The sequence below is a fragment of the Janthinobacterium sp. LS2A genome, assembly GCF_036543145.1.
Lineage (GTDB): Bacteria > Pseudomonadota > Gammaproteobacteria > Burkholderiales > Burkholderiaceae_D > Janthinobacterium > Janthinobacterium aestuarii.
In genome coordinates, this window is sequence record NZ_JAZHPB010000001.1 from 1,284,856 (window position 1) to 1,293,471 (window position 8,616).

At 67.5% G+C, this 8,616-nt stretch carries 9 protein-coding genes; 4 read left to right on the forward strand and 5 right to left on the reverse strand.

Translation table 11 applies throughout. The annotated features are described in order from the left end of the window. Positions 1–10: 10 nt before the first annotated feature. From V3C40_RS05765 to V3C40_RS05775, 3 genes are read right to left on the reverse strand one after another with little or no spacing between them, the layout of a single operon-like run. Positions 11–982 (reverse strand): FecR family protein, encoded by a 972-nt coding sequence (locus V3C40_RS05765; RefSeq protein ID WP_070305971.1) that lies wholly within the window; start codon positions 980–982, stop codon positions 11–13. An 8-nt stretch (positions 983–990) separates the two neighbouring features. Then, positions 991–1,566: an RNA polymerase sigma factor gene (locus V3C40_RS05770; RefSeq protein WP_139248288.1), complete on the reverse strand. Its 576-nt coding sequence runs from the start codon at positions 1,564–1,566 to the stop codon at positions 991–993. Beyond that, entirely contained in the window at positions 1,563–2,297 is a 735-nt protein-coding gene (locus V3C40_RS05775) for a hypothetical protein (RefSeq protein ID WP_139248289.1), read from the reverse strand. The genes V3C40_RS05770 and V3C40_RS05775 overlap by 4 nt, the downstream gene beginning before the upstream one ends. A 209-nt stretch (positions 2,298–2,506) precedes the next feature. Between V3C40_RS05775 and V3C40_RS05780 the strand changes: the two genes are divergently transcribed. Genes V3C40_RS05780 through V3C40_RS05790 form a run of 3 tightly spaced genes read left to right on the forward strand, consistent with a single transcriptional unit; the run spans position 2,507 to position 5,354 of the window. Next, complete coding sequence (locus V3C40_RS05780) at positions 2,507–3,523, forward strand: M14 family zinc carboxypeptidase (RefSeq protein ID WP_331776831.1); 1,017 nt, start codon at positions 2,507–2,509, stop codon at positions 3,521–3,523. After that, on the forward strand, positions 3,520–4,326 hold the full coding sequence (locus V3C40_RS05785) for an alpha/beta fold hydrolase (RefSeq protein WP_331776832.1): 807 nt from the start codon (positions 3,520–3,522) through the stop codon (positions 4,324–4,326). Before V3C40_RS05780 ends, V3C40_RS05785 begins: the two co-directional genes overlap by 4 nt. Continuing rightward, positions 4,317–5,354, forward strand: a complete 1,038-nt coding sequence (locus tag V3C40_RS05790; RefSeq protein ID WP_331776833.1) for a serine hydrolase domain-containing protein — start codon at positions 4,317–4,319, stop codon at positions 5,352–5,354. Before V3C40_RS05785 ends, V3C40_RS05790 begins: the two co-directional genes overlap by 10 nt. A 3-nt stretch (positions 5,355–5,357) precedes the next feature. On the opposite strand, the gene V3C40_RS05795 is transcribed toward V3C40_RS05790, so the two are convergent. Further along, positions 5,358–6,497, reverse strand: a complete 1,140-nt coding sequence (locus V3C40_RS05795; RefSeq protein ID WP_331776834.1) for a YbfB/YjiJ family MFS transporter — start codon at positions 6,495–6,497, stop codon at positions 5,358–5,360. Beyond that, positions 6,494–7,369: a LysR family transcriptional regulator gene (locus tag V3C40_RS05800; protein WP_331776835.1), complete on the reverse strand. Its 876-nt coding sequence runs from the start codon at positions 7,367–7,369 to the stop codon at positions 6,494–6,496. The genes V3C40_RS05795 and V3C40_RS05800 overlap by 4 nt, the downstream gene beginning before the upstream one ends. A gap of 87 nt (positions 7,370–7,456) precedes the next feature. On the opposite strand from V3C40_RS05800, the gene V3C40_RS05805 reads away from it, so the two are divergent. Next, complete coding sequence (locus V3C40_RS05805) at positions 7,457–8,518, forward strand: NAD(P)H-dependent flavin oxidoreductase (protein ID WP_331776836.1); 1,062 nt, start codon at positions 7,457–7,459, stop codon at positions 8,516–8,518. The last annotated feature ends 98 nt before the right edge of the window (positions 8,519–8,616 follow it).

Here is an 8,616-nt window from a genome sequence, read left to right on the forward strand (position 1 = left end):
GCGCCGCACTTCAGCTGAGCAGCACGATGCCGCCTGGCAGGCTGGTCATTTGCGCCCCAGTCAAGTCGCGTATCATCGCCAGCGCGCCATCCATCTGGGTGATGGAAAAGCGCATGCGCACGAGGCGCCGGCCCAGTTCCGCATTGCGCAGTACGACCCTGCCCGGACGGTAGCGGTTGATTTCATCGACCACGCGGGACAGCGGCTGGCCGGCAAACGACAGCGCGCCCGTGCGCCATGCGCTGGCCTCCCCGGCCGGCGCGGCCGTGGCCGCCTGCACGCCTTGCTCGTCGTAGACCAGTTGCTGCCCCGCGTCGAGGGTCTGGCGGCGCTGCTGCCAGACTACGTCCACGGCACCCGCCAGGCAGGTGACGCACACGGCGTCGTCCGTGTGGCGCACATTGAAGCGGGCCGACTGCGCCAATAAACGCCCCGCGCCCGCCACCACCGATACGGGCTGGCGCGCGCCGCTGGCAAGAATTTCCGCTTCGCCGCCCAGCAGTTCGATCGCTTCCGGCGCCCGCACGTCGATGCGCGTCTGCGTATTCATCTGCACCGTCATCTGCTGCGACAGCGCCAGTTGCCGCTGCTCGCCCGTGCCCGTGCGGTAATCGGCGCGCAATTCCTGCAGCGACGGCCAGGCGCCCAAGGGCGGACGCAAGGCCAGCACGGCCACGCCGGCCGCCAGCGCGCCACCGAGAAACGCCCGCCGGCCGGGGCGCGCCGGGAACGCCAGCACGGCCGCCCCCTGCGGTGCGGCGGCGCGGGTCAAGGCGAGGTCGAGCGCCTGCCACACTTGCTTGAGCTCGCGCCAGGCGCGCGCATGGTCGGGGCTAAGCGCGCACCAGGCGCGCAAGGCGTCGGCGTCGGCTTGCGTAAAATCGTCGGCACGCAGCCGCGCCCACCAGGCAGCGGCTTCCCGGCCAATGGCCGTGTCGGCATGATCTAAAGGGGCGCGTGGATCGCGGTCGGGAGCAGTCATGGGATTCATCAATATTTACGCCGGCCCGACACATCGCTGCGCTGGGCCGCATCGGCGTCGGCCATGCACGTTTTACAGTGTTGCAGGGCGGCCTGCAATTCTTTCTTCACCATTGCCACGGAAATGCCGAAGCGTTCGGCGATTTCCGCATTGAGCATGCCGTCGATGCGTGCCGCCGTCAGGATGGCGCGGCGGCGCGGCGACAGGCCAGCCAGGGCCGCGTCGAGCGCCTGCACGTCGAGCCGCGCCGAGACGATGCGGGCCGGGTCGCTGATGTCGTCGCCCGGTTCGTCGGCCATGTGCATCAGTTCTTCGCGTTCGCGCTCGGTGACGATGATGCGGTCGCGGCGGTAGGCATCGGTGGCGATATTGGCCGCCATGCGCAGCAAATAGGCGTCGGGATTGTGGACGGGCGCGGCGGCCGGCCCCGGCGCCACCATCGCTTCGAGGCGCAGCCAGGTTTCCTGCAGCGCATCGGCCGCATGGTGCTTGCAGCCGACGACGCGCTCAAGGCGCCAGCGCAGCACGGCGTAGCGCGAACTGAGGTGGCGTTTGAGCTTGGTGCGCAGGTCGGGCATGCTCATGGCGCGGCCATGGTCTTGGGGGCGCAATCGACTTCGCTGCCCGGCCCTTGCGGCAGCAGCAGGATGGAAACGGGCTGCGGCATCGACGGCAGCGGCGCGGCGCCCACGCGCATGCCCAGCACGACGCGTGCAATGGCCGTGTCGCGCGCGCGCAAACCCGTGCTGTCGAGCAGGTGCACGCGGTCCACCACGCCGGCACGGTTCAGATACAGTTGCAGCGCCAGGCGATAACCGCCGGGACGCGTCTGCGCCGCGCGGCACAGCAGTCCCAGCAGCGCGTGCTGCAAGCGGCTGACATAGGCCGCATGGTCGCCGCCGCCCTGCGTGGCGCCCGGGATGTCGGCGGCGGCCACGACGGCGGCCTGCGGCAAGTCCGCTGCCGTTGCTGAAGCGCCGGCCGGGGCATACACAATGACAGCTTGCGCGTCGGACAGGCGCGATAGCAGGCCCGTGCCTTCCAGCAAAGCTTGCAGGGCCGCACCCGCCGCATACGGGCCGCGCACGGCGGCCGACTGGCGCTGCGCGTAGCGCTGGTCCATCAGCACGGCGACGCCCGTGCGGCGGCTGTACATATCGAGCGCGTCGCCCAGGTTTTGCGCGGCGATATCGAACTGCAACACGGCGCCATCGGCCGGCTGCGCCCGCACGGGCCCCACCGTGGCCAAGAAACCCAGCAGTACCAGGTATCCCGCCAGCGCAAGCACATGGACGGATGCCGGGCTGCCTGTCATATCGCTATCGAGTCGCTATCGTGTGAGGGGAAAACTGCGTGGCAACAAGGGATTGCCAAGTAATAATTCTTGCATCAACTGCAATATCCTACACACAAAAAATGACGGCTTCGTGACATGCTTGCCATCAATAAATTTCGCCATGCGGGACGTCGGGCGCGGTGCTTATTTCGGCTACACTGGCTGCTACTCTCCCTTTCAGACGCCTGATGATCGAAAAGAATCTGCCCGAGCTGGTCATGCTGAAACGCCTCATCGACGAAGGCGGCAGCCACCTGGAAGTGGCCGCGCCCTGCAGCATCGCCATGGATGGGCGCGAATTTCCCGTGTACTCGATCGCCATGGGCAATCCCAGCCCCGACGTACCCGTGCTGGGCTTTTTCGGCGGCATCCACGGCCTCGAACGCATCGGCACGCAAGTGCTGCTGTCGTTCCTCGAAAGCCTGATCGCGCGCCTGCGCTGGGACGCTACCTTGCACCAGCAGCTGGAAAGCATGCGCCTCGTGTTCATGCCGCTGGTCAATCCGGGCGGCATGTGGCAAGCGACGCGCAGCAATCCGCGCGGCGTCGACCTGATGCGCAACGCGCCCTTGAGCGCGCGCGAAAAAGTGCCGTTCATGCTCGGTGGACAGCGCTACAGTGCCCGCCTGCCCTGGTACCGGGGCGCGGCGGATGGCCCGATGGAGGTGGAAAGCCAGGCCGTGTGCAACCTCGTCGAGCGCGAACTGCTGTCGCGCCAGTTCAGCATCGCCCTCGATTGCCATTCCGGTTTCGGCTTGCGCGACCGCATCTGGTTTCCTCATGCGCATACCAAGGTGCCCATCGAGCATCTAGCCGAGATCGGCGCGCTGGAAGAGCTGTTCAGCCAGAGCTATCCCAATCACAACTATGTGTTCGAGCCGCAAAGCCGGCAATACCGCACCCATGGCGACCTGTGGGACTATCTGTACCTGAACGGCACCAGCTACAGCGGGCGCGTGTTCCTGCCGCTGACCCTGGAAATGGGCTCGTGGCGCTGGGTCAAGAAAAACCCGCGCCAGCTGTTCAACCGGGTCAGCATCTTCAACCCCACGGCCGCGCACCGCTTGCAGCGCGTGCTGCGCCGGCACCTGGTGTGGTTCGATTTCCTCATGCGCGCCGCCAGCAGCCACGGCCGCTGGATGCCGGAAGGCTTGCTGCGCAAGGCCCAGCGCCGGCGCGCCCTGGCGCAATGGTACGAATCATGAGCGGATCGCCCACCTGGGTCCTGCTGCGCGGCCTGATGCGCGAACAGCGCCACTGGGGCAGCTTTCCCGCCACCCTGGCCCGCGCCCTGCCCGGCGCCACCATCGTCACGCCCGATTTGCCCGGCAACGGCACGCGCCACGCGCAGGACAGCGCCACCCGCGTGGCCGACATGGTGGAAGACTGCCGCCAGGAGCTGCTGGCGCGCGGCATCCCCGCGCCCTACCACTTACTGGCCCTGTCGCTGGGCGGCATGGTGGCCGTCGAATGGGGTCACCGCTACCCGCAGGAAATCGCCCGCTGCGTACTGATCAACACCAGCATGCGGCCCTATAGCCCGTTTTACCGGCGCCTGCGCTGGCAGAACTATGGCGCCCTGCTGCGCCAGCTGCTGCTGGGCGACGGGCGCAGCCAGGAAAGTCTGATCCTGCGCCTGACCAGCCGCAGGCATGCCCATGGCAACCCCGCGCTGCTGGCCGACTGGTGTACATATCAGCAGGAATACCCGGTCAGCCGCCGCAACGCGCTGCGCCAGCTGCTGTCGGCCGCCCGCTACCGCGCCCCGGCAATCCGCCCGCCCATGCCCGTGCTGGTGATGGCCGGCGCGCTAGACCGACTGGTCGACCACCGCTGCTCGCAGCGCCTGGCCCGCGCCTGGCAGGCCGATTGCCTGATCCACGGCGACGCGGGCCACGACCTGCCGCTCGACGAGGGGCAGTGGGTGGCGCAATCGGTGGCGAGGTGGCTGGGCGTGGCAGCGACAGACGATCACAAGATAAACACAGCACAATCATCATGCCAATAGCAAACCCCACAGACCAACTGACAGCGCTGGTGGAAGCCGGCGTCCGCGAACAGATTTTTCCAGGCGCGACCTGGGCCGTGGGCACCGTCGACCACCACGCAATGGGCGCGGCCGGGCGGCTCACGCCCGATCCCGCCAGCGCCGCGATGCAGGTCGACACCCTGTTCGACATCGCTTCGTTGACCAAGATCATCAGCGTGTGGTCGCTCATCGGCAGACTGGTAAGCCAGAAACGCCTGGGGCTGGACAGCCGGCTGGCCGACGTCTTGCCCGGCACTCAAGGCTATGCGCTGGCACCCATCACGATTTTCCAGCTGCTCACGCACACGGCCGGCTTGCCGCTGCGCGCCCGCCTGCGCGCCAGCTATGGCGACGTGTACGACGATATCGTGCGCGGCGTGCTGCGCGAGCAGCTGGAAGGCATACCAGGCCAGGCCGTGGAATACACGGACCGCGCGGCCCTGATCCTCGGCCTGGTCATCGAGCGGCTGCTGGGCATGCCGCTGGACGTGGCCCTTGCCGAGCACGTGCTGCAGCCGCTGGGCATGGCCGCCACGGGATATGGTCCTGTGGCGCCACGGCACGGCCAGCTGGTCGCGCCGACCGAATACTGCGACGAAGCAGGCGCCCATCTTGCCGGCACGGTGCATGACTTTTCGAGCCGGCTGCTGGGTGGCGTGTGCGGCATTGCCGGCCTGTTTTCCAACGTGCCCGACCTGCAGCGCTTCCTGCGGGCGATGCTGACTCCGCATGGCGATGTGTTTGACGCCGATTGGGTGAGGGAATCGCTGAGGGTACAGACGGGCGAGCTGCAGCCCTCGCGCGGCCTGTTCTGGCATCCGGCGGCAGGCACCAGGCCGCAAGACGACGTCTGGTGCCACCTGGGCTTCACGGGCACGGCCATGTGGCTCAGCCCCCGGCGCGGTCGCTATGCGGTGCTGCTGACGAACAAGCTGTATTACACGCGCGATTTCACCAGGATCAACGACATCCGGCGCGACTTCATGCGCGGCGCATTCGCTCTCTGATTTTCATAGCCGCAGGCTGACGAGAATCGCAAGCAACAGCGCGCCAGCGGCCGCCAACAAGGCGCTGTTGAAGCTGTGCGACTGCGCATACAGGCTGCCAGCCAGCACGGGGCCGATGATCTGGCCGATGCCATACACCACCGTCATGATGGCCATCATGTTCGAGCCAAACTTAGCTGCCTTGACGGCGGCCCGCTGCGCGGCCGGCATGGCGATGGTCACCGTGCCGACAAACGTGCCGCCGACGAGGATGGCGCTGAGCAGATAGCCAGCGGCCGTGGGCGCCAGCACGGGAAGCGCCACGCCCAGCGCCTGCAGCAGCAAATTAAGCCTCAGCGCATGGCGCGTCCCAAGTCTCTCGTGCAGCCGGTGCCACAGGAAGCACGACGGCGCCGCGCCAAGACCGAATACGGCCAATACGTGAGCGGAGTTCAGCCCGGGCAAGGCAGCGCCGACCAGCACAGGCAAATACGTGGCCGTGACGATATAACCAAATCCTGCCAGTCCGTAGATCAGCACCAACGGCAACGGCGCCACAGGCGCCAGGGCCGATGCGGCGGCTTGCGCCGGTGCAGCCAGGGTTGCCTGGCCACTGGCGGCAATGGCGGGCGCTGCCGCCAGCCCCGCCAGCGCGGTGACGCCTGCCAGCAGCAGCCACATGCCGGCGCTGTGCCAGCCCAGCTGCGAGGCCAGCACCAGCAATTCGGCCGAGACGGCGATGCCCACACCCACGCCCGCATACAGCAGCGGCGCGCCGCGACCATGTCCGCGCTGGACCAGCAGCCATAATGACGCGGCCACCATGGCCAGGGCGCTGAAGACGCCCGCCACGCCGCGCACCGTCACGATGAGCCAGACGGGCATAGTCAAGGCCAGCATGCCCAGGCACAGCGCCGTACCGGCCACCGACCACAGGCACAGCCGGTGCGCGCTGTGGGCCCGCGCGCGCATGGCCAGGATGGCGCCCAGCAAGTAACCGGCATAGTTGGCCGAGGCGGCCAGGCTGCCGTCGCGCAAGCTCAAGACGCCTTCCCTGACCATGTGCGGATAGATGGCCGTGAAGGCAAAGCGGCCAAAGCCCATGCCGATGGCGAGGATGACGGCCGCCGCGATGGCGGCGCGCAGCCTGGCCGGCGCGCTCACAGCGCCGCCTCGCCTACTTGCGCCAGCAAATGCTGGAAGGCGGGCACGTCGAATCCCCCGCGCCACACCAGCACGGTGTCAATCTCCCCTGCGGGCAGGGTTGTCAAGGTAGCTGGCGCGTCCGACAGCGCCAGCACGCTGGCCGGCAGCAAGGTCACGCAGGCGCCGGCCGCCACGCAAGCGATCATGGTGTGATACGAACTCATTTCCTGCACCTGCCACTGCGTGCTGCCGGCCACGCCCAGCACCTCTTCCGCGATGCCGCGGTAGGTGCAGCCCTGCGGGAAGGCCGCAAGCGAGCGCGTGCGCACGTCCATGGCGCTGCGCGCCTGCCCTTCGCTGGCCGGCAGCAGCAAGCACAGTTCCTCGCGCCACACGGCCGTCGATGCGAGGCCCAGCTCTTTCAGGGCGGCGGTGCCACCGAACGAGGGTGGCAAGGCGACGAAGGCGCAGTCGAGCAGGCCCGTGCGCACTTGCTCGATCAAGGGGCGCGACGGCCCCGTGCTCAGCGCCAGGCGCGTCGCCGGATGGCGGGCGTGATACGCGGCCAGCAGCGCCGGCAAGCGGCTGGCCGCCGTGCTTTCCATGCTGCCGACGCGCAAGGTGCCGCCCTCGCGCCCGCCTGTGACGACGTGCCGCGCTTCCTCCGCCAGCGCCAGCAAACGCTGCGCATACTCGAGAAAGCGCTCACCCGCCGCCGTCAGGGCCATGCGTTTATTCGTGCGCACGAACAGTTCCGTGCCGATATCGGCTTCCAGCTGCTGGATGCGCGTGGTGACGCTGGACGGCGCGCGCCCCAGTCTGGCTGCTGCCTGGGTGACGCTCAGTTCACTGGCCACGGCGCAAAAAATCGTCAGGGATTCCATGTCCATCGTATTCTCTATTTGAAAATGATTATGCTATTATATTCTTCAAATACGAATATTGCACAATGTCCTCAACTTTGTGAAGGAAACATCATGAGCTCGTTCCAGCCCTTCCTCGACCGCCTCGGCTTGCAGTTGCCCATCATCCAGGCGCCGATGGCCGGTATCTCCACGCCGCGCATGGCCGCCGCCGTCTCGGACGCGGGCGGCCTCGGTTCGCTGGCCATCGGCTCCGGCACCGTGGCGCAGGCGCGCCAGATGATCATCGACACGCGCGCGCTGACGGACCGTCCCTTCAATGTGAATGTGTTTTGCCATGCGCCGGCGGTCAGGGATGCGCGGCGCGAAGCGGCCTGGCTGGCCCACCTGGCGCCCCTGTTTGCGGAGCTGGGCGCGGCCGCGCCCGTGGCGCTCGACGAAATCTACGAAACGTTCATCGGCAATGACGCGGCATTCGAGCTGTTGCTGGAACTACGTCCCGCCGTCGTGAGCTTCCATTTCGGCTTGCCAACGCATCAGCAGATCGCCGCCCTGCGCCAGGCCGGCATCTACACGCTGGCCACGGCCACGAATGTGCGCGAAGCGGCGCTGATCGAACAGGCGGGGGTCGACGCCATCGTGGCGCAAGGCGTGGAAGCGGGCGGCCATCGCGGGGTTTTCGACCCGCAAGCGCCGGACGAGCGCCACAGCACCAGCGTCCTGCTGCGCCTGCTGGCAGGCAGCACCGCCCTGCCCCTGATCGCCGCCGGCGGCATCATGGATGGACAAGGCATCCGCGCCGCGCTGGACCTGGGCGCCGCAGCCGCCCAGCTGGGCACGGCGTTCGTACTATGTCCGGAATCGTCGGCCAATGCCGGCTACCGCGCCAACCTGAAAAGCGAACGTGCCGCAAGCACGCGCCTGACCAGCGTGCTATCGGGCCGCCTGGCGCGCGGCATGGTGAACCGCCTAATTGAATACGGCGAAGCGCCAGGCAGCCCGCCGCCAGCCGACTACCCGGTCGCCTACGATGCCGCCAAACAATTAAACGCGCTGGCCAGCCAGCACGGCAACAGCGAATTCGCAGCCCAGTGGGCTGGCCAGGGGGCGCCATTGGCGCGGGAAATGGGGGCGGAGGAACTGGTGTTGACCTTGGCCAGGGAAATGGCGCGCTGATTTCAGGATGCCGCTGACATGCGTGCGGCCAGGACAATGAAGGCCTTCGCCGCATACCACCTTGGTCCGACGTGCGACTGTATTGCAGTGTCCGCTTT